Here is a 19,644-nt window from a genome sequence, read left to right as displayed (position 1 = left end):
ATATCAAGACACTTGATGATGTTTTTTATTTTTAAAAATCTAATGCTTTAATTATTTCCTAAATCCAATCTCATATTCAGTAAAGTCCAATTAGTATCATCATTAATTGCAATTTCAGATTTTTTGTTTTTATTGATTTTGAAACCAACGTTTTCATAACATTTTATTGCGGCAGCATTAAAATCAAAAACATTGAGTTCTACTTTTTTACGATCAATATTTTCTTTAATAAAACTGAGCAATTCCGTTACAATCATTTGACCTAAACCTTTGCCACGAAAAGATTTATCACCAATTAAAATTCTGCCTAAAGCTGCCGTATCATTCGTTAAATAAATTTCACAATGTCCAATAGGCAAGTTATTATTTTCGTTAATTACCTGAAATGCAAATCTTCCTTCTTCAGATAATGAAGTATTCAGTTGTTCATCGGTTAACGGAAATTTAAATTTAGGTCCTGCAAAAAGCATTAATTCTTCTTTACTTTTAACCCAGGAAATCAAATCCTTGTACATTTCCTTTTCGAATTTTTCGAGTCGAATCATTTTCTTTTTTATTTTAAAATTAATAAAAACGCTCGAACTCTTATCATATTTTCCAAACTTCCTTATTATCTTTTTATTCGGCAATAGCCAAAATTTCAACATGCTCTTTACAGAAAGTAATAGACAATTTTCTATATAAAAAACGCTATTCCAGTTTCATTTCCTTTTTAAAAAATAAAATCAAAAGCAGGATATTTAATAATATATTGAAAATAAAATTAAGTAAAATAGTACATTTTGTATTGTGCACTTTAATAATAATTAATATATTCGTATTAGATATTTAGTAACAATCTGATTTACAGATAACAAAAAACTGATTATTTTATTTTGAAAGACAATCAGGCTTTACCATTATTTGTAAGTTCTCATCATCAAATATCCATTTGTAAGGAAAATTCATAGAAAAGCCTTTAGACCGTTTAACAGACTCAGGAAACAAATTTGAGATTCGAAATTTTTATCCACATCTCGAATAAGTCATTAAACAAGTACACATTTTATCGCATACTCAATTCAGCCTAATCTTACTTTTTTGCTTTGTTTAAAACATTTTATGTTGCTTAAAACGCAATAATATACTGCCTTGTTTTACTATTATTTATAACCTTAATTAATTAATTTTTATGGAAAAAGCTACTGTATTACCACTTACAGACGAAGAGTTGCTCACAAAAACGCAACAATACACATTTAAATACTTTTGGGATTATGCAGCAAGTTCAGGAATGGCATACGAACGTATTCCGGTTTCAGGAACGGCTGGAAATGCAGTTACTTCAGGCGGTTCAGGATTTGGAGTGATGGCCATTTTGGTAGGCATTGAAAGAGGATTTATAACAAGAGAACAAGGACGGCAGCGTATGGAGAACATTGTTGATTTTTTAACGAACTCGGCAACAAATTACAAAGGAGTTTTTGCCCATTGGATGGATGCAAATACTGGTGAAACTATTCCGTTTGGTGAGGATGATAACGGAGGCGATTTAGTCGAAACATCTTTCATGTTTCAGGGCTTAATTACGGCACGCCAGTATTTTAACCAGCCCATATTGGCCGAACAAAGTCTGGTTGTTAAGATTAATATACTTTGGAATAACGTCGACTGGAATTACTTTACATTCGGGTCAAATAAATTATTTTGGCATTGTACTAATGATTTGCAAAACGTGAAGAAGTTGGGTATTGTTGGCTGGAACGAATGTATGATTACGTATTTGCTGGCTATTGCTTCGCCAACTCATGCTATCGATCCCAGTTTATGGCAAACAGGCTGGTCATCCGGCGATACTTATAAAACAAAAAATCAAAAGTTTTATGATATTACACTTCCAATAGGTAACGGAAATGCAAAAGGCGGACCTTTATTTTTCTCTCATTATTCTTTTCTCGGGTTTAACCCGAAAAATTTAAGGGACAGTTATAATGATGTAAATTATTTTCAGCAAAATCGGGCTCATACCTTAATAAACAGGGCATATTGCGAAGAAAACCCGTTTGGATATACAGGATATGGCAGTAACAAAGCCTGGGGATTAACTGCATGTGACGGAGATACGGGTTACAGCGCGCATTCTCCCGGAAATGACAGAGGTGTAATTGCGCCAACAGCAGCTATTTCGGCAATGCCTTATACACCAAAAGAATCATTGGCCGCCCTGAGATATTTATATGAAAAACTAGGATCGAAAATCTGGAACGAAAAAGCGGGATTTATAGACTCTTTTAACGAAACTGCCAATTGGGTCGATAGCAGTTATCTGGCTATCGATCAGGGTCCGATTATTTGTATGATCGAAAATTATCGTTCGGGTTTGCTTTGGGAATATTTCATGTCGGCTCCGGAAATCCAGACTGCGTTGGGCAAAATACAGTTTAAACCGGATTATTATCCGCGTCTCCTAATTAGGGAACCTCTTGTTCTTGATAATTTTGAAAATGGCCAAATAAACTTTACAGATAAAATCAATATCAATCCCGCAGGTTCGATGGAGATTAAAGTAACAGATAATCCGGATAAAACAGGATTGAACCAAAGTAATAAAGTCCTGAAATTTAAAAGACTTGATAATGCTATTAAGTGGGCAGGATTTTTCTGTACGTTAAAAGAGCCGCTTTCTGAATATAAGTATTTGTACATGAAATATTATCGCAATAATCCAAATTCTCAAATCAGAATTGGTATTGGAACAGAGTTTTTATCCCAAAGTCCATTAGACAAACAAAATGAATGGGGAGTAGCCGTATTTGATTTATTGACCAATAAGATAAAAGATATCCAAGGTCTTAGTATTCAGCCTGATTTTACTGATAATCGGGCAATTGGGGATATTATTTATATTGATCAATTGACTTTTAGCGATACCGAAATTGATATTGATCCTTTCTACAGCAACAATCCTAAAGAACTGAAAGCGACCAATGTTCAGACAAATTCTGTTTCTCTATCGTGGGATTTACTTCCCGGAGTAACTTCATACGATGTTTTTAAAGCAGGTATTTTTCACGAAAATGTTAGCAGTAATTCGATAACTATAAACAATCTTAATTCATTTGATATTTATTATTTCGCAGTAAGAGGCCGTGATGACAATAAGAATCTTTTTACTAAGATGAGTAATAATCTTTATATAGCAACCGAAGAAACAAAAGTGCACAAAGACCAACGAATGGCGTGGTGGCGTGAAGCGCGTTTAGGGCTTTTTGTACATTGGGGCGCGTACTCAGGATTAGCGGGGCATTATACAGGTCCAACATTATTGAAATCAGGCACATATGTACATCCTGAATATTGGATGCAGGATTATTATTCGTGTTATCGCCCAGAATGGATTAATCCGGATAAAACCATAAAAACAGATCCGACTACGGGAGAACCTTACCAACGTGGTCAATATGCGGAGTGGATTATGTTTGCTGCGCAGATTCCGAGAATAGAATACAAAGCACGTTGGGAACAAAATTTTACGGCACAAAACTTTAATGCATTAGAATGGGTCAGAATGGCAAAAGATGCGGGCATGAAATATATTGTCGTTACGGCAAAACATCACGAAGGTTTTGCTTTGATGCATACCCATCACGTGGGATATAATATTCAGGATCATACGAATATTTCTGCTGATGTTTTGAAAAATCTGGTAATTGCAGCACACACCGCAGGATTAAAAATTGGATTTTATTATTCGCAATGCCTAGATTGGATGAATCCGGGAGGAATGGGATGGATTCCTCAAAATACAACATCAAGTCATGAAGCTTCTTATCAAGACAGATCACAATATACGGATACTATTGTAGTTCCTCATCTTCAAACTATGATTAATGATTATAATATCGATCTGATTTGGTGGGATATGGGAAGCGGGAGTACACCTGAATTCCGTTATCGAATGATGAAAGCCATCAAAAATATTCCCGGATCAGACCGTTTGATATTCAACAACCGTATGGAAGATGGTTTGACCGGAGATTTTAAAACTCCGGAACAAAACATTCCAAATATGCCACCAAACGGCGATGGAACTGATTGGGAAACGTGTATGACCATGAATGATAATTGGGGATATGATGCTTATGACCCGCGTTGGAAAACCGAAAAAGATTTAATTCAAAAATTGATTGATATTATTAGCAAAGGAGGTAATTTTCTTTTGAATGTAGGTCCTGAAGGAGACGGAACATTTCCGCCTGAAGCCATACAAAGGCTCAGTGGATTTGCAGCCTGGATGGCTATAAATAAAATGGCTATAGAAAAAGCCCAGCACAGCCCATATACGAAACAATTGTCCTGGGGTCGAGTTACACGTAGAATTGTAGACGGAAAACAACATTTATACCTACATGTATTTAGCGATAATTGGCCTAATGATGGAAATTTAGTAGTTCCTGATCTGCGCGAAGGAACTGTCGTAAAAGCCTATTTTCTTGCCGATATTACCAAAACCGCTCTTAATATAATGCCTAATGACAAAGGATCGGGTTATATTATTCCGGTTCCTGCCAATCCTCTGGATACTATAAGTACAACTATTGTTTTAGAAATGTCTGAAATTGTAGAAATTCTGCTCTCATTTGTTAAACAATACAAGGATAATACACTTAATTTGAATGCGGTCGATGCTACTGCAACCGGAATGGGCATTGATAATGGACCAATACCAAATCTCTCCGGATGGACGGATGATACTAAATTTGCTACCTGGCACGTCGAAGTTACACATCCAGGAAACTTCTTTCTGGACGCAATTGTTTCTGGTTATTCAGGACAGTTCGTGCTTAAAATAAACGGAACAGATCAGGGTCCGTACCCTTTTACAATTACAACAAGTGGTTTTAACAATTATCAAATATTATCTATCGGAATGGTTGATTTACCTATTGGTATTTATAATATAGAACTGCATCGTATTTCTAACGGAGGATGGGATCCTGTAAATGTGCGTCAGATTTCGATTCACCCTTATATTGATAAAACTCCAATTATCAATCAAAATCCAGATAAAACCCTTGTTCTTCCTGCTCAAAATGCTATACTGCACGGAAGCGGAATCAAAATAGAAAACCCGCCTAACTATAATATTGGCGCATGGACAAATGCAGCTAATTATGTTTCGTGGAGAGTAAAAGTAAATGAGAGTGGAATTTATCGCTGGCAATGTGAACTGGCGGGTTATTCCGGTAAATTTCAATTGATTATAAAAGATATTTCAAGTATTATTTATCCGTTTATTACAATCAACAGTAATTTTACAAACTATCAAATCAAGCAATTAGGTGATGTTTATCTCGAAGAAGGAATTTATTATATTGAATTGCACCGAATCTCAAACGGAGGCTGGGATCCTGTAAACGTCCGTAATATAACCTTTTATCAAAATTTATTATAGAAATAAAAATCGATTAAAAGATAATCTTAGGAGAAAAATAGCGACGCTTGTTGCCATTTTTCTCCTATATTATTTTTAAAAAATTCCCATATTTTCAGGTTTTATCGTAAAGCCCAAACGAATCATGCTTTTGTGTTCCTGATAATCGATCAAACTTTCGGTGTAACCCACAAACCATTGAAGCGTAAGATAATAATTTTCTTTTTTATAAGGTCTCCAGTTTACCTGTGTCTGCAACGATCCATAATTGATAAGGCCGCTCCCTTTTCTGAAAAGAATATCGGCACTCCATCTTCCGGGTTGAATTTGATACGTTGCGCTCGCTTCGCCATACCCAACATATTGTGTAAGACCTGGATTATCCTCTTTATCAACAAGCGGAATCCATCCTCGCAATCCAACTGTCCATCGTGGAGAAATTTGCGATTTTAACGAAAAAGCAAGCATGTTCCAGGTTCTGGAATAAATAGAATCTCTTCCGTTTGATTCGTGTTCTAACGAAATTGTTCCATACGTTAACCTTCCGCCTTTTAAATAAAACGGACGAACAATGGCAACTCCAGGATTAAAATTAATTTCTGAAAATGGTTTTGAACTTGCATAAATATCCCAAAATGCTTTTTGAGTGTACATCAAATAAGGAAAAAAACCTCCCCATAATGGTTTTGATTTCAATCTTAATTTAAAACTTACCTGATATTTTACATCAGCAGTATTTCGGGTGATGGGTTCGTTTATTGGAACTCCTGTTAAAAAATAATTGTCTTTATGAACAGAAAAACTGGGCTCTTTCAACAAGGAATCTGCCGCGCGGAAATTTTTCTTCTCTTCTAAAATTTGTGAATTTGATTTGAATGAAAATAAAATCAAACAAAGCAATAGGTATTTAAAACGCATTTATATAAAATTAATTGAGATAATCCTTAACTTCTATAAATGTCCATTATTCTAATAAATCATATTGACGCAATAAAAATGAGAGTTAACTCAATAAATAAGAGCGCATTTTTTAACTTATTAACCCACAATGAAATTAAAATTTTCCAGTTAAAAAACAAAACCCACTCAGTTGAGTGGGTTTTAATTTTAGTACTTCACTTATCAAAAGATAAATGCAATTCTTAAAAATACCTTTGTGGCATTTCCTATTATTTTAAATGATAAATTTTGCTTATAATTTATCTGCCAATGGAAAATCTATTTCAAGGTGTGTTAGATTATGAATATAATTGCTGATGATTTTATCACCAACAACAATAACTGCATCAATCATATTTGATTCAGTGTAACCAGCTGCAAAAAAGGTTTCGACAGCTTTCGCCGAAGCTTTTCCACGATTTTCAACTACAGCTGCAGTAAATTTTGCCAAAGCATCTAATTTAGTATCAAATGAAATATTAGCTCTGCGGATTTCTAAAACCTGTTCATCAGTAAAACCATTCATTTTGCCCAATATTGTATGTGCAGAAAGGCAATATTCACATTCATTTATCTGACTGGTTACAAGATTGATTACTTCTCTTTCTTTCGCTTTAAGCGTGCTTTTGCGATTTTGAAATCCAAGATAATCATTTAATGCAGTATCGTTTTTTCCAAAATAAGCATATAAGTTCGGAACAAAGCCAAGATTTTTTTGAAGATTATCAAATATATTTTGGTTGTCTGAAGAAACTTCTTCACGAGAAGGAACTGTAAAAATTTTATTAGATGTAGTATTCATAGCACTTTATAATTAAATTATTTGTCGTTATTGACATTACAAAGTTGCAGCAAAAACTACCGTCGTTACATTCAAGTAGATTAGGAAATAAACCGAAACTGGATTAATAAAAAAGATGAAACTAGATTAACTTTTTTTGTTAACCCTGGCGTTTCTAAGCTTTGACATATATTGAGTCGTCATTCCCAGAAAAGAAGCAAGTGCATATTGCGGAACACGATTTGCTATCAAAGGGTATTTTTTTTCGAATTCGTTATAACGTTCTTCCGCAGTTTTGGTAAGATTGCTAATAAGTCTTCGCTGCATTCCTGCAAAAGAACCTTCAGCCATTATTCTGAAAAAAGTTTCATATTTATGATTTCTTGCTTTTAGTTTTTGCTCATTTTCAAAATCAATCTGCAATATGATACTGTCTTCCATTGCCATAACAAACATAGATGCCGGCTGTTGAGATATATAACAGCTATAATCTGAAATCCACCAATCTTCAACAGCAAACTGAATCGTATGCTCTGCTCCTTCGTCTGCAACAACATACGCTCTAAAGGCGCCTTGTACAACGTAGTTTCGATATTTCGGAACAAAATCAGGCTGAATAATAAATTGTCTCTTTTTTATTTTGGTAAGTTTAAAACAAGAAACAAATTCCTGCATTTCATCTTCATTAAGTGAAATTCTTTTATTGATGTGTTGAATTAATGTTTGATACTGGTCCATATTTATTTATCAAAAGATAATCTTTACCCAAAATTTTTCTTTAAGTAAGAGAAAATCCAGCGCAGTAAAATTAGTAAAAAATATCACTTAATTACTAATTCGGTTCTATGCTGTATAATGATTTTACACAACAAAAAACTATTCTTTTAGCCGTAAACACAGAAGAATTCTAACTCCAAACTTAAAGCTCCTAAACGAATTGATGATTTAAAAAGTAAGGTATTGATTCTTAAGCTTACAAAATAATTTCATTTCAACAAAAGACAGAATACTTATAACCAATAGCTTAATTAATTTTTCCTACAATAACGTTTTGTTAACGGTATCATAATATTTTCAGATAGTACGATTTATCTTTTTAAGTACTTATAAGCAAGTAAGAATTATAATTCAAAAATCTGTCGACAAGATTTCAGAAAACAAAGTTTCTACAACTAATGAGTATTTTTTATTTCTCAGTTGTTTATAGCGATTTATTAATTGCATTAAAATCAAGGAATTTCAAACAGGTTATTAACAATTAAAAACTAGAATTATGAAAAAACAGAATCGAAAAAAGTTACTAAGTAAGGTGTTCATTGTTATGTTATCCATTATTACATTCTCATGTCAGGACACGACATTAGATGAAGTACAAGAAACCGCTGTGGCAAAAAAACAACAAAACACCAGTAAAATGAGTGCTTCAGTAAGTTCTGATTTGGCAAGAAGATGGGCACCTATTCATTATAAAGATGTAGATGCAACAGGAACGTATGCTGAAGGCGGAAAATCAGATTATCTTACCGCGATTAATTATGACAATGACTGGAATGGCGAAAATAACTGGAACAATCTTCCTGCTTATGCCAATTCCTTAGCGGCACATTGTTACTATTCGATAGTAGAATCAAATACACATTGGTTCATTACTTACGCTTTCTTTTCTCCGAGAGATTGGACAGATAACGCACTTTTATACCAATTAGACCAACATGAAAATGATTTAGAAGGTGTATTAATGATTGTAGAAAAAGATGGATCTACTTATGGTGCCTTAAAAGGAGCTGTGACGGTAAGCCATTCAGATTTCTTTTCTTATGTACCATCCGGAAGTTCTTTTGTAAGCGGATTGGAAAGTATTGACGGAACATTACAAATGAGAGATTATAATGGTGAATTACATCCAATAACAGCACAAGATGCTAAGGGACACAGCCTTAAAGCCTGGCCACAACATGATATAGATGGAGACGGAATTATCTACTACCCTTCTGCAACCGGAACAGCACAAATACCATCTGATAATTATGACACTTATGTGGAGTATAAACTTGTTGACATTTTTGAAGCTGGAGGATTATGGGATCAAAGATTCAATACGCAATTGTTTTCTAGTCCAGGTGGAGGCTTCACAGGAAATGATTTCAAAACTGGTGGTGCTAATGCTCCATGGGCCTGGAATGATGGAAATGATGCAATCGTACAAGGAGGAGAATTTGCAACAGATCCTGCAAAATTAGCAGATAATTATTTTGATGGAGTAGGCAATTTATCTCGTACTTATGTTGACAATAAATATAATGCCACAGCCGGAGGTATTGTAACAGTTTATCAAAATTGCAATTATACCGGTTATGCAATTGCTTTGACTGTTGGCAATTACACATTGGCTCAACTAAAATCGTATGGGATTGTAAATGATGATTTGTCTTCTGTTCGCTTAGAAAAAGGATACAAAATCACCATGTATCAGAATGACAATTTTGGAGGAGAATCTGTTGTAGTAACAGGAAATAATAGCTGTTTAGGAAATTTTAATGACAAAGCCAGTTCTATAAAAATTAGTATTCTGTAAACTTCTTTTTTAATTGAATATAAACAAAAATAAAGCCACTCGATTTGAGTGGCTTATTTAATATTAAGTGTAAAAGATTGAAATTCTTTAAATATCCTCCGTTAAAATAGAAAACTAAACCCTTTATTTGATTTTGAAGAAAATCCATCTTCAAATTTCTTTATTTCATTCAAAAGATAGTTTTCGTATTGATTTTTCATAAAGTTTCTGAAAATCGAAATATCTTCTTTTTTTCTTGTATTAATTAAGGCCTGAATGTATTCCTGCTTATCCTCACTATTAACAATCGCTAAAGGAAGATCATAAAAAGCCTGAATGTAATTCATAAGTAAACGGGAAGTTCTTCCATTTCCATCATAAAACGGATGAATACTAACAAGATTAAAATGCGAATCAAAAGATAAATTTAATTTTTCATCAATTGACAAATCATTTTTCATTTGTGTGTTAATAAACAATGCTAGTTCATTGGTTAGCCTTTCCACCTTATCATAGTTTGGAAAATAGGAACTGCCAGCAGTAACATTTCCTTTTCTAAACATTCCTTTGCTTGCATCAATTTCGCCAAGAATAGTACTATAAACACCACCCGTGCTTTTCATTACATATGAATTAATTTCTTTAATTAAATCAACAGTAATAGGTGTTTTATTTCTGGCTTTATCAATAATAAAATGTAAAGCCTTAAAATGATCAGTAACCATTAAAGTATCATTTACAGGTTTTCCTTTTGGAGTCAAACCATCATCAAGCAGAATTTGAGTTTCTAATTCTGTTAAAGTTGATCCTTCTATTTTTGTAGAATGATGACTTATTGAAATTAAATTGAATTTCTCATAATGCAATACATCGCTAATTCCTAGACTTTTATATTTTACTATTAGAGATTCCATTAAAATGATTTTAAAGTGCGGTATAAAAATACAATTCTAAAATCAATTAAATAAAATAAGTTGTCTAAAAAATGGAGTCAAGCTAATAAATATGGGAATTTATTAGATTCTACAAAACAAAAAAGCCATTCGATTAGTGGCTTTTAGTGTGAACGCAGAAGGATTCGAACCTTCGACCGTCCCGATTAAAAATCGGAATGCTCAATCCAGCTGAGCTATGAGTATGCTTTATTATTTATCAATTTTTCAACTTTTAATCTGCTTTTCCATTTCTTTACTTCCAGTTCACGTTTATAGGCTAGTGATTTAGATTCAAATTCTTCAAAATAAATTACAAACCAATCTTTTGCTTTTCCCGTAAATCCAGAATGATTTGATAAATGTTTGCGTAATCGTTCCTCTAAACCTTCACCTGTATGACCAATATAATATTGATTTAATGTATTTGAATATAAAATATAGAAGTAATTCATTAAATTTTAAATTGAATAAAAAACAATTGAGTGGCTTTTAGTGTGAACGCAGAAGGATTCGAACCTTCGACCGTCCCGATTAAAAATCGGGATGCTCAATCCAGCTGAACTATACGCACTAAAAACCAATCTAAAACAAAAAAGCCACTCGATTGAGTGGCTTTTAGTGTGAACGCAGAAGGATTCGAACCTTCGACCGTCCCGATTAAAAATCGGGATGCTCAATCCAGTTGAGCTATACGCACTAAAAACCAATCTAAAACAAAAAAGTCACTCGATTGAGTGGCTTTTAGTGTGAACGCAGAAGGATTCGAACCTTCGACCGTCCCGATTAAAAATCGGGATGCTCAATCCAGCTGAGCTATACGCACTAAAAACCAATCTAAAACAAAAAGCCACTCGATTGAGTGGCTTTTAGTGTGAACGCAGAAGGATTCGAACCTTCGACCGCCTGCTTAGAAGGCAGGTGCTCTATCCAGCTGAGCTATGCGTCCATTTTTCTTTAACTTTACAACTTAACCTTCTGACCGTCCCGATTTACAATCGGGATGCTCTATCCAGCTGAGCTATGCGTCCATTTCTTTTTAAACTTATGGAAAAGTTTTAGTCGGGGTGGCAGGATTCGAACCTGCGGCCTCCTGCTCCCAAAGCAGGCGCGATAACCGGGCTACGCTACACCCCGAAGATTTCATTTGTGCTATTCCCTATCTTCAGTCGGGACACATATTATGCTATTCAAAACCCAAAAAGCAAATTATTAAGCGGAGAGACAGGGACTCGAACCCTGGCGACGGTTACCCGTCGACAGATTAGCAATCTGCTCCATTACCGCTCTGGCACCTCTCCAAGCTCAAGAAACGTGTTCTGTTTTGCGGTTGCAAATGTAAGACAACATTCCATATCTCACAACTATTTCTGCGCTTTTTTTAATCTTTTTTCAATCTTTTTTTTAAACCGCTTCACAATCAAACGAATAGAATTAACAAAAAAATCATATTAAATTTAAATTCCAGTGAAACTGATACAAATTGGCTCAAAATTTGAATTTATTTAAATAAAGAGTAAATTTGCTACATTAACTAATAATACAGAAAATGAACAAAAGAGTTGTTATCGTTTCTGCCGTTAGAACACCTATCGGAAGTTTCATGGGAGGGTTATCTACCGTACCCGCACCAAAATTAGGTGCTGCCGCGATTAAAGGCGCACTTCAAAAAATTAACCTGGATCCAAAATTAGTTGATGAAGTTTTCATGGGCAACGTCGTTCAGGCTGGAGTTGGACAAGCACCGGCACGTCAGGCGGCACTTTTTGCCGGCTTATCTGAAGAAGTTGCTGCTACTACCGTAAACAAAGTTTGTGCCTCAGGAATGAAAGCTGTAATGTTTGCCGCACAAGCAATCGCTTGTGGTGACGCAGAAATTGTCGTTGCCGGAGGAATGGAAAACATGAGTTTGATTCCGCATTACGTACAAATGCGTAACGGAACTAAATTTGGTCCCGCAACTATGCTCGACGGAATGCAAAAAGACGGTTTGACAGATGCTTACGATAACAACGCAATGGGAGTTTGCGCTGATTTATGTGCATCTGAATACAACATCAGTCGTGAAGAACAGGATAATTTTGCTATTCAGTCTTATGAAAGAAGCGCAAAAGCTTGGGATTCCGGAAAATTCGACAACGAAATTGTTCCTGTCGAAGTACCGCAAAGACGTGGCGAACCAATTATTGTTTCAAAAGATGAAGAATATACTAATGTAAAATTAGATAAAATTCCTTCATTAAGTGCTGTTTTCACAAAAGACGGAACAGTGACTGCTGCAAACGCATCTACTATTAATGACGGAGCTGCAGCTTTAGTTTTAATGTCTGAAGAAAAAGCAATCGCTTTAGGATTAAAACCTCTTGCCTACATAAAAGGTTACGCAGATGCAGCACAGGAACCGAAATGGTTTACAACAAGCCCGGCAAAAGCTTTACCAAAAGCTTTAGACAAAGCAGGAATTGCAATTGGCGATGTTGATTATTTCGAATTCAACGAAGCATTTGCTGTTGTTGGATTAGCCAATTCAAAAATCCTTAAATTAGATAACGATAAAGTAAACGTAAACGGTGGCGCTGTTTCATTAGGTCATCCTCTTGGATGTTCCGGAGCCAGAATCATTGTAACTTTACTGAATGTTTTAGAACAAAATAATGCAAAAACCGGAGCTGCTGCAATTTGCAATGGCGGTGGCGGAGCATCTGCAATTGTTATCGAAAGAGCTTAAATAAATATTAAATTAGGAGTTGTTTCTGAAAAAAATAACTCCTAATTTTCAACTTATAAATTACCTTAAATGTTCGGAATTTGCAATCTAGCCATAGTACCCGTTCGATCTGAGCCAAGTGACAGAAGTGAAATCGTTACACAACTTTTGTTTGGCGAACACATCGAAATATTAGAACGCCAAAATCAATGGGCTCGAATAAAAATTCAGTTTGATGATTATGAAGGCTGGGTAGATTCCAAACAATATCAGGTAATTTCAGAAGCAAATTATAACCAATTAAGCAAAGAAGCCATTATTCTTAATGCTGATTTGATTGATTATATCACATCATCAAATAATTTATTATTACCAATTCCGCTTGGCGCATCATTATCTTTTTTGAACAACAGCGAAATCAACACTTCAAATTTTGATTTTGAAGGAACAAAAACCAGCGGTATAAAACCCAAAAGCGCTTTAATAAATACTGCTTTTATGTATTTAAATGCGCCCTATCTTTGGGGCGGAAAAACTCCTTTTGGAATCGATTGTTCGGGCTTTACCCAAATGGTTTATAAACTAAATGGCTACAAAATACATCGTGACGCATCTCAGCAAGCACTTGACGGAGAACCTTTAAGCTTTATTGAAGAAAGCGAAGCCGGAGATTTGGCCTTTTTTGATAACGACGAAGGAAACATCATCCACGTGGGAATTATTATGGACAATAATTACATCATCCACGCAAGTGGAAAAGTACGTATTGACCGTTTAGACCACTTAGGAATTTACAATCCCGAACTCAATAAACACACTCATAAACTACGTGTTATCAAGAAGATAATTTAATTTCAATCGTTAAGCAATAGTATTTTCTTTTAACTTTTTGATAAACAGCGAAATTGTTGTACATTTACAGCAAATCAGTTGCCTTATGAAAAAAGTAGCACAAAAAACAGCACCTTTTGATACTAAAAGAAGCATTCAAAATGCATCTGGAAAAGTCATATCAATTAGAAAATCTACGCTATATTCTGGTGGAAAAGAATACAGCTGGAGCAATAAACTAGAACGCGTGGGAGTTATCAGATCCGGTATTCCTTATGATTCAATTGAAGAAATTAGCCGCCGATTAAACAATCCTGTAAAATCAGTTTTGGCAATTGTAGGTATTCCTCAAACTACTTACAATAAGAAAAAAAGCGAGCATTTATTACTGGATAGCCGAGATAGCGAATTAGTAATTCTGATCAATGAATTAATAGATTACGGCTTGGAAGTTTTTAACAACGAAGAAGAAAAATTTCAGAGATGGTTAAAAAAACCCAACCTTTCTATTGGCGGAAATACTCCTGAAAACATGCTTGATACTATGACAGGTATAAATGAAGTAAAATTTAGCCTGAACCGTTTAGAATTCGGAAATCTGGCGTAATGATAGTATTCAGGATAGAACGAGAAAAATACCTACCCACTACCCTAACTGGAATTGGCGCATCAATGACCGAAGGTTATCGCTGGAATAGCCTCAACACCCGAATAGTTTATACCGCTGACAGCAGAGCTTTGGCAACGCTTGAAGTTTCGGTACACCTAGATTTAAGCGAAGATTTACCTTTGGACCGTTTTTATGTAGAAATCGAAATCCCCGATGACATTATAATTCAGGAAGTAAATTTAGAAGACTTACCCGAGGTCTGGAACTCAAAACCACCTTCTTTAATCACACAGACTATTGGTGATGATTTTGTATATTATAACGAAGCTGCCATATTAAAAGTCCCAAGTAGTATTGTACCGCAAGAATTCAATTATTTAATCAACCCAAATCATGAAGATGCTTTAAAAATTAAGATTTTAAGCACTAAAAGAATGATATTTGATTCCAGATTAAAACAATAGATAAACACGAATTCACAAATTAATACAGATTAAAAAAAAATTAATCTGCGCAATCAATGACAAAAAATCCGCGATAATCCGTGTTTTCGCTTGCGAATCTGCGTCATCCGCGTGCCAATTCATCACGCACTAACACGTATCACTTTTCTAAATTCCGAAGGACTATTCCCTCTCTGTTTCTTAAAAAATTTATTAAAGTGGCTTTCATCCGTAAAGCCAAATTCATACGCAATTTCATTAATACGTTTATCACTAAACTGCAAACGATGTTCAATCAGTTTCGTTTTATAATTGCTAATATATTGCTGCATCGTTTCGTTAGCATGTTTCTTAAAATAACGACCTAAATACGTATTCGAAATTCCAAAATACTCACTAAGTGATTCCGCTTTAATTCTTTCCGGATAATAAATATTATTCTGGATATATTGCAAAATATCCATCGCTTTCGCTTCGGTACTAATATTGACCTGCTCCGGTAAATACTTCGCAATATTTCTCGCAACGACAATAATTAGTGTATTTACCAATTGCTGAATCAACTCTTTATTATAAACATCCTTATCCTGATGTTCGCGAATAATTGCTTCCACCATTACTTTTACCAAACATTTATCAGCTTGATTCTTCAAAATACAGCCCGGCTGATGATTGGCATTTTGAAGAATATATTCTAAACGCTGAATATTTTCATTTTGCAAACTCGAATTCTTCAAATAAATATCATTAAATCTCAAAAAGAAGAATTCTGTTTTAGTTTCAATTGTAAAATTATGACAATCCTCAGGCGTTAATAAAAACATATGTCCCGCATCATATTCAAAAATATTTTTATTGATACATTGTCTTCCGGTTCCGCCCAAAATATAAACCAATTCAAAAAAATTATGACGATCTCCAACATCCGGATATTCATCCAGAGTTTCAAAAGAAACGGTAAACGGCTCGTATAAATTTTCTTTTTTCATAACACAAATATTTATTTAAAGATGCAAATTTACATAAAAAAGACAAATATATACCATTTATCAATCATAAAAATGGTATAATTTTGCCAAGTGAAATTTAAGATTTAAAATACAACATTATGGAATATAGAAAATTAGGCAATAGCGAACTTCAATTATCAACTATTACATACGGCGCATTTGCCATTGGCGGAAACATGTGGGGCGGAAACGAAAAAGCAGATTCAATCGCATCCATTCATGCTTCAATCGACAACGGCGTTACCACAATCGACACCGCTCCTTTTTACGGATTTGGTTTAAGCGAAGAAATGATTGGCGAAGCTTTAAAAACTCAAGATCGTTCAAAAGTACAATTATTGACAAAATTTGGTTTAGTTTGGGACGGAAGCAATAACGGAAAAGGAGAATTCTTCTTTAATGCAGAAGAAAACGGAAAAGAAATACCAGTTTACAAATACGCTTCAAAAAGCAACATTATCAAAGAAGTAGAAGACAGTTTACAACGTCTGCAAACCGATTATATCGATTTATTGCAAATTCACTGGCCAGACTCCACTACTCCAATTCACGAAACTATGGAGGCATTGGAAACCTTAATAAAACAAGGAAAAATCAGAGCAGCAGGAGTTAGCAATTATAGTGTTTCACAAATTCTGGAAGCACAAAAAACAATCAAATTAGCATCAAATCAGGTTCCGTATAGTATGCTGAACCGTAATATTGAAACCGATTTAATTCCATTGACAATCGCAGAAAACATCGGAATTATCGCTTACAGTCCGATGGAAAGAGGTTTATTAACCGGGAAATATTTTACAGACAGTAAACTAAAAGACAACGATCACAGAAATGGTTATTTTGGTCAGTTCGACCTTCAAAAAGTAAAAACTTTAGTCGAAGAATTGAGTTCTTTGGCAAACGCAAAAAACATTTCGATTTCACAATTGGTATTACGCTGGACGACTTTACAAAAAGGAATCACCATCGTTTTAGCCGGAGCCAGAAACGCAGAGCAAGCCATTTCAAACGCAAAAGCAATGGATTTTGATTTATCACTTTCTGAATTAGATTTTGTTAATCAGGCAATTGCGAAAGTAAAATAATCGCATTTTAAAAATTTAAACACATAGAAACATAGCCAATAGTACTTAAAAAAGGCGTTTCACTAGCATTAACAAACATAGTTTGTAGAATATTGTCATTCCGAGGAACGAGGAATCTTCGCGAGAAACTCTACAAAGATTGGCAATTCACTATGCGGAGTTACTTGTGAAGATTCCTCGTTCCTCGGAATGACAATCTTTGAGAACTGATATCAGAAACTAGCTTCCAAACCTATTTTCTATGTGTTTAAGGATTACTCAACAATAAAAATAATTAGAGTGTGTTCGCCGCGGCGAATCGAGCTTTCGGCTATATCTTTTATGCCTCCCGAAGCCTCGGGACCGGCACAAAAGGATTTCCACTTCTATCCCTCACACTCACGAATTCATAAGAAAACAAGAAAAATGAAGAAAATATTTATCATCAACGGAAGTCAAAATTTCGCACATTCAGGCGGAAAATTCAACCAAACCGTTACCGACTGGACCATCGAGTACTTAACCAACACCAAGCAATTCGAGATTAAAACAACCGACATCAAACAAGATTTTGATCTTGACGAAGAAGTCGAAAAATTCGTTTGGGCAGATGTTGTCGTTTATCACACGCCAGTTTGGTGGTTTCAATTGCCTAATCTTTTCAAAAAATACATCGACGACGTTTTTACAGCCGGACACAACAAAGGAATTTACAAAAGCGACGGAAGAACAAGAACAAATCCCGACATTAATTACGGAACCGGCGGACAATTACACGGACGTAAATACATGCTTACCACAAGTTGGAATGCGCCTGCAACAGCTTTTACACTTCCTGGAGAATTCTTCGAAGAAACATCTGTAGATGACGGAGCGATGTTTGGCTTTCATAAAATGAATAAATTTACAGGTATGGAAAAATTAGACAGTTTCCACTTTCACGACGTTGAAAAAGGTGCAACCGCCGAAAACATTGACATCTTTAAAGAAAATTACACCAAACACTTAGAAAAAACTTTTAACTTCTAACCTTTAACTTTTCACAATTATGATCTCAATTACAGCATTATTTAAAAGCAAAACCGAAAATACAGAACAACTGCAAAGCATGTTAAATCATTTGGTTACCGAAACCAGAAAAGAAGCAGCTTGCGTACGTTACGACCTTCATCATTCTGAAAATGTGTTTATTATTTGGGAAGAATGGCAAGATCAGCCAGGACTTGATATTCATAACAATCAGCCTTATTTATTAGACTTTATCGCTAAAAGCGAAAGTTTAGTTGCAGCACCAATTCAGGTTTACAAAACCGTTCAAATAGCATAATAAATAATTAAAAGATATGAAAGCACTTTTCACAAATACATACGAATCTGATTTTGTAACCACAGAAACAGCAAAACCAACTCCAAAAAAAGGAGAAGTTTTAGTAAAAATACACGCAAGCGGCGTTAACCCAATCGATAACAAAATCAGATTAGGACTTTCGCCTTATGCATCACCAGTTTTGCCAGCCATTTTAGGAACTGATCTTGCCGGCGTTATCGAAGAAATTGGCGAAGGCGTAACAGAATTTAAAGTTGGCGATGAAGTCTACGGACTTGCCGGAGGCGTACTTGGCGTTCAGGGAACTTTAGCCGAATACACCGCCGTTGACGCTGATTTATTGGCCATAAAGCCAAAAAACCTAACCATGAAAGAAGCTGCAGCAGTTCCGCTAGTATTATTGACCGCTTGGGAAGGTTTGATTGACAGAGCGAAAGTACAAAAAGGCGACAAAGTTTTGGTACATGCCGGAGCCGGTGGCGTTGGTCACATGGTCGTTCAGCTTGCTAAAATTTTTGGTGCCGATGTTTATGCAACCGTTTCTTCTCAAAAAGCAGAAATTGTAAAAGGATTTGGAGCAACGCCAATTGATTATAAAACCGAAACCGTAGAAGATTATGTAAACAAATATACAAACGGAAACGGTTTTGATATTATTTACGATACCGTTGGCGGTCAATCTCTTGACGATTCGTTTAAAGCGATTCGTCATTACGGTCAAATTGCAAGTTGTTATGCGTTCGGGACGCATGCTTTGGCAACAAGCTCATTGCGTTCTGCAAGTTTGCATGGTGTTTTTGTTCTGCATCCAATGATTGGTAATGAAAACCGAAAACATCACGGAGATATCCTAAAAGAAACCACAAAATTAATCGAAGAAGGAAAATTAAAACCAATTATCGATCCTAGAAAATTCAATTTAGACAACGCTATGGAAGCACATAAAGCCGTAAGCGACGGTTCTGCAATTGGAAAAATTGTTGTTGATATTGTTTAAGTTTTTTTTGCCACGAATTCACGAATCAACACGAAT

The 19,644-nt window shown here is 35.0% G+C and carries 17 protein-coding genes and 6 tRNA genes; 10 read left to right on the top strand and 13 right to left on the bottom strand.

The features are described 5' to 3' along the window. Positions 1-47: 47 nt before the first annotated feature. Positions 48-545: a GNAT family N-acetyltransferase gene (locus ACZ0AH_RS08005; protein ID WP_463475282.1), complete on the bottom strand. Its 498-nt coding sequence runs from the start codon at positions 543-545 to the stop codon at positions 48-50. A 626-nt stretch (positions 546-1,171) separates the two neighbouring features. Between ACZ0AH_RS08005 and ACZ0AH_RS08000 the strand changes: the two genes are divergently transcribed. Beyond that, on the top strand, positions 1,172-5,434 hold the full coding sequence (locus ACZ0AH_RS08000) for an alpha-L-fucosidase (protein ID WP_463475281.1): 4,263 nt from the start codon (positions 1,172-1,174) through the stop codon (positions 5,432-5,434). 75 nt (positions 5,435-5,509) lie between these two features. On the opposite strand, the gene ACZ0AH_RS07995 is transcribed toward ACZ0AH_RS08000, so the two are convergent. The 3 genes from ACZ0AH_RS07995 to ACZ0AH_RS07985 all read right to left on the bottom strand — a co-directional run bounded on the left by ACZ0AH_RS07995 (position 5,510) and on the right by ACZ0AH_RS07985 (position 7,871). After that, on the bottom strand, positions 5,510-6,331 hold the full coding sequence (locus ACZ0AH_RS07995; RefSeq protein ID WP_463475280.1) for a phospholipase A: 822 nt from the start codon (positions 6,329-6,331) through the stop codon (positions 5,510-5,512). 274 nt (positions 6,332-6,605) lie between these two features. Next, on the bottom strand, positions 6,606-7,154 hold the full coding sequence (locus tag ACZ0AH_RS07990; RefSeq protein WP_463475279.1) for a carboxymuconolactone decarboxylase family protein: 549 nt from the start codon (positions 7,152-7,154) through the stop codon (positions 6,606-6,608). 126 nt (positions 7,155-7,280) lie between these two features. After that, entirely contained in the window at positions 7,281-7,871 is a 591-nt protein-coding gene (locus ACZ0AH_RS07985) for a Crp/Fnr family transcriptional regulator (RefSeq protein ID WP_463475278.1), read from the bottom strand. A gap of 535 nt (positions 7,872-8,406) precedes the next feature. On the opposite strand from ACZ0AH_RS07985, the gene ACZ0AH_RS07980 reads away from it, so the two are divergent. Beyond that, entirely contained in the window at positions 8,407-9,708 is a 1,302-nt protein-coding gene (locus ACZ0AH_RS07980) for a hypothetical protein (RefSeq protein ID WP_463475277.1), read from the top strand. 101 nt (positions 9,709-9,809) lie between these two features. On the opposite strand, the gene ACZ0AH_RS07975 is transcribed toward ACZ0AH_RS07980, so the two are convergent. From ACZ0AH_RS07975 to ACZ0AH_RS07940, 8 genes are all read right to left on the bottom strand, one after another. Next, positions 9,810-10,601: a Fic family protein gene (locus ACZ0AH_RS07975; RefSeq protein ID WP_463475276.1), complete on the bottom strand. Its 792-nt coding sequence runs from the start codon at positions 10,599-10,601 to the stop codon at positions 9,810-9,812. Between the two features lie 215 nt (positions 10,602-10,816). Then, a complete protein-coding gene (locus ACZ0AH_RS07970; RefSeq protein ID WP_463475275.1) occupies positions 10,817-11,074 on the bottom strand; it encodes a GIY-YIG nuclease family protein in 258 nt (85 codons plus the stop codon). A 43-nt stretch (positions 11,075-11,117) separates the two neighbouring features. After that, a tRNA-Lys gene (locus ACZ0AH_RS07965) sits at positions 11,118-11,193 on the bottom strand. Between the two features lie 50 nt (positions 11,194-11,243). After that, positions 11,244-11,319: transfer RNA gene (locus tag ACZ0AH_RS07960), tRNA-Lys, on the bottom strand. Positions 11,320-11,369: 50 nt separating this feature from the next. Further along, positions 11,370-11,445: transfer RNA gene (locus ACZ0AH_RS07955), tRNA-Lys, on the bottom strand. A gap of 49 nt (positions 11,446-11,494) precedes the next feature. Beyond that, positions 11,495-11,568 (bottom strand) — tRNA-Arg (locus ACZ0AH_RS07950). Between the two features lie 113 nt (positions 11,569-11,681). Then, positions 11,682-11,756, bottom strand: a tRNA-Pro gene (locus tag ACZ0AH_RS07945). Positions 11,757-11,836: 80 nt separating this feature from the next. Then, a tRNA-Ser gene (locus ACZ0AH_RS07940) sits at positions 11,837-11,920 on the bottom strand. 248 nt (positions 11,921-12,168) lie between these two features. On the opposite strand from ACZ0AH_RS07940, the gene ACZ0AH_RS07935 reads away from it, so the two are divergent. From ACZ0AH_RS07935 to ACZ0AH_RS07920, 4 genes are all read left to right on the top strand, one after another. Continuing rightward, complete coding sequence (locus ACZ0AH_RS07935) at positions 12,169-13,347, top strand: acetyl-CoA C-acyltransferase (protein WP_463475274.1); 1,179 nt, start codon at positions 12,169-12,171, stop codon at positions 13,345-13,347. A 69-nt stretch (positions 13,348-13,416) separates the two neighbouring features. Further along, entirely contained in the window at positions 13,417-14,178 is a 762-nt protein-coding gene (locus tag ACZ0AH_RS07930) for a C40 family peptidase (protein WP_463475273.1), read from the top strand. An 85-nt stretch (positions 14,179-14,263) separates the two neighbouring features. Next, positions 14,264-14,764 carry a type II RES/Xre toxin-antitoxin system antitoxin gene (gene parS, locus ACZ0AH_RS07925; protein WP_463475272.1) on the top strand — a complete coding sequence of 167 codons (501 nt, stop codon included), beginning with the start codon at positions 14,264-14,266 and terminating at the stop codon, positions 14,762-14,764. Next, positions 14,764-15,231, top strand: coding sequence for an RES family NAD+ phosphorylase (locus ACZ0AH_RS07920; protein ID WP_463475271.1), 468 nt, complete (start codon positions 14,764-14,766; stop codon positions 15,229-15,231). Before parS ends, ACZ0AH_RS07920 begins: the two co-directional genes overlap by 1 nt. A 122-nt stretch (positions 15,232-15,353) precedes the next feature. Here ACZ0AH_RS07920 and ACZ0AH_RS07915 read toward each other — a convergent pair whose 3' ends face one another. Then, positions 15,354-16,199 carry an AraC family transcriptional regulator gene (locus tag ACZ0AH_RS07915; protein ID WP_463475270.1) on the bottom strand — a complete coding sequence of 282 codons (846 nt, stop codon included), beginning with the start codon at positions 16,197-16,199 and terminating at the stop codon, positions 15,354-15,356. Positions 16,200-16,318: 119 nt separating this feature from the next. Between ACZ0AH_RS07915 and ACZ0AH_RS07910 the strand changes: the two genes are divergently transcribed. The 4 genes from ACZ0AH_RS07910 (at position 16,319) to ACZ0AH_RS07895 (ending at position 19,608) form a co-directional block, all read left to right on the top strand. Next, a complete protein-coding gene (locus tag ACZ0AH_RS07910) occupies positions 16,319-17,305 on the top strand; it encodes an aldo/keto reductase (protein ID WP_463475269.1) in 987 nt (328 codons plus the stop codon). Positions 17,306-17,710: 405 nt separating this feature from the next. After that, positions 17,711-18,313 carry an NAD(P)H-dependent oxidoreductase gene (locus tag ACZ0AH_RS07905; protein WP_463475268.1) on the top strand — a complete coding sequence of 201 codons (603 nt, stop codon included), beginning with the start codon at positions 17,711-17,713 and terminating at the stop codon, positions 18,311-18,313. Positions 18,314-18,332: 19 nt separating this feature from the next. Then, on the top strand, positions 18,333-18,611 hold the full coding sequence (locus ACZ0AH_RS07900) for a putative quinol monooxygenase (RefSeq protein WP_463475267.1): 279 nt from the start codon (positions 18,333-18,335) through the stop codon (positions 18,609-18,611). A gap of 16 nt (positions 18,612-18,627) precedes the next feature. Further along, positions 18,628-19,608, top strand: coding sequence for a zinc-dependent alcohol dehydrogenase family protein (locus ACZ0AH_RS07895; RefSeq protein ID WP_463475266.1), 981 nt, complete (start codon positions 18,628-18,630; stop codon positions 19,606-19,608). Positions 19,609-19,644: the final 36 nt, after the last annotated feature.

The sequence above is a fragment of the Flavobacterium sp. AC105 genome, assembly GCF_979258495.1.
This window is presented reverse-complemented; position numbering and strand designations above follow the sequence as displayed.

Bases quoted from the DNA above. Each gene is read 5' to 3' on its own strand.
- ACZ0AH_RS07995 (WP_463475280.1), bottom strand. From the start codon at position 6,331: ATGCGTTTTAAATACCTATTGCTTTGTTTGATTTTATTTTCATTCAAA.
- parS (WP_463475272.1), top strand. From the start codon at position 14,264: ATGAAAAAAGTAGCACAAAAAACAGCACCTTTTGATACTAAAAGAAGC.
- ACZ0AH_RS08005 (WP_463475282.1), bottom strand. From the start codon at position 545: ATGATTCGACTCGAAAAATTCGAAAAGGAAATGTACAAGGATTTGATT.
- ACZ0AH_RS07895 (WP_463475266.1), top strand. From the start codon at position 18,628: ATGAAAGCACTTTTCACAAATACATACGAATCTGATTTTGTAACCACA.
- ACZ0AH_RS07990 (WP_463475279.1), bottom strand. From the start codon at position 7,154: ATGAATACTACATCTAATAAAATTTTTACAGTTCCTTCTCGTGAAGAA.
- ACZ0AH_RS07900 (WP_463475267.1), top strand. From the start codon at position 18,333: ATGATCTCAATTACAGCATTATTTAAAAGCAAAACCGAAAATACAGAA.
- ACZ0AH_RS07920 (WP_463475271.1), top strand. From the start codon at position 14,764: ATGATAGTATTCAGGATAGAACGAGAAAAATACCTACCCACTACCCTA.
- ACZ0AH_RS07910 (WP_463475269.1), top strand. From the start codon at position 16,319: ATGGAATATAGAAAATTAGGCAATAGCGAACTTCAATTATCAACTATT.
- ACZ0AH_RS07975 (WP_463475276.1), bottom strand. From the start codon at position 10,601: ATGGAATCTCTAATAGTAAAATATAAAAGTCTAGGAATTAGCGATGTA.
- ACZ0AH_RS07985 (WP_463475278.1), bottom strand. From the start codon at position 7,871: ATGGACCAGTATCAAACATTAATTCAACACATCAATAAAAGAATTTCA.
- ACZ0AH_RS07915 (WP_463475270.1), bottom strand. From the start codon at position 16,199: ATGAAAAAAGAAAATTTATACGAGCCGTTTACCGTTTCTTTTGAAACT.
- ACZ0AH_RS08000 (WP_463475281.1), top strand. From the start codon at position 1,172: ATGGAAAAAGCTACTGTATTACCACTTACAGACGAAGAGTTGCTCACA.
- ACZ0AH_RS07935 (WP_463475274.1), top strand. From the start codon at position 12,169: ATGAACAAAAGAGTTGTTATCGTTTCTGCCGTTAGAACACCTATCGGA.
- ACZ0AH_RS07905 (WP_463475268.1), top strand. From the start codon at position 17,711: ATGAAGAAAATATTTATCATCAACGGAAGTCAAAATTTCGCACATTCA.
- ACZ0AH_RS07930 (WP_463475273.1), top strand. From the start codon at position 13,417: ATGTTCGGAATTTGCAATCTAGCCATAGTACCCGTTCGATCTGAGCCA.
- ACZ0AH_RS07970 (WP_463475275.1), bottom strand. From the start codon at position 11,074: ATGAATTACTTCTATATTTTATATTCAAATACATTAAATCAATATTAT.
- ACZ0AH_RS07980 (WP_463475277.1), top strand. From the start codon at position 8,407: ATGAAAAAACAGAATCGAAAAAAGTTACTAAGTAAGGTGTTCATTGTT.